We start from the raw sequence: 675 nt of genomic DNA on the forward strand, positions 1-675 counted from the left end.
CGTTGCTTTTATCCCTCCATGGTTGAGTTTTTCAACAGTGAGGAAGGCCAGCGTGAATATGAGGAATGGCTGAAAGAGCAGGAAGCTCTGCAAGCCTTGCCTGTTGCCGCATAAAAACAGCAGGACGCTCCCAGTAAAGAGGGAACGCCCTGCCTTATATAGATGTATCTCACCGAGTTGTGTCCAGTTGGACACAACTCTTATTTTTTGTCCTTAATCTTCTAACCCATGGCTCCCTGCTACATTCTTCAAATATTCCTCTGGGTCGCCATTCAAAATCAAGTCCGCATAGCCCAGCGGGTCATTGTAGATGAGGTAGTCCAGTTCTGACCTCTGCTCCATGGTAACATCCAGAGCATCCTCAACCCCGGTGCAGTCAATGGAAATTTTTCTCCCATCTTGGAGAGTCAACTCCACACACCCGGTATCCATGTTAAACTTGCAGGCTCTTTCATCGTACTTCATAATCATACCCTCCAAATCTTGTTATTGGCTTACGGTCTATGACAAGGTATCGGAGTTTTGCGCCGTCCACGGGAGCCTTCATTGCTGTACCCAAAGAAAACGAAAAATCCGAACCCTTCTCCAATCGGAAACAGGTTCGGATTTTTCTTGTTTGGTGGGCGCGGGTGGATTCGAACCACCGAAGCTGAAAGCAGCAGATTTACAGTCTGT

1 protein-coding gene is annotated in these 675 nt (G+C 47.6%); it reads right to left on the minus strand.

Annotated features, from left to right (window positions below):
• Positions 1-213: 213 nt before the first annotated feature.
• Positions 214-465: a DUF6061 family protein gene (locus QZL71_RS13180; RefSeq protein WP_097839680.1), complete on the minus strand. Its 252-nt coding sequence runs from the start codon at positions 463-465 to the stop codon at positions 214-216.
• Between the last annotated feature and the right edge of the window lie 210 nt (positions 466-675).

The sequence above is a fragment of the uncultured Faecalibacterium sp. genome (assembly GCF_900066275.1).
In the GTDB taxonomy this organism is placed as follows: Bacteria; Bacillota; Clostridia; order Oscillospirales; family Ruminococcaceae; genus Faecalibacterium; species Faecalibacterium taiwanense.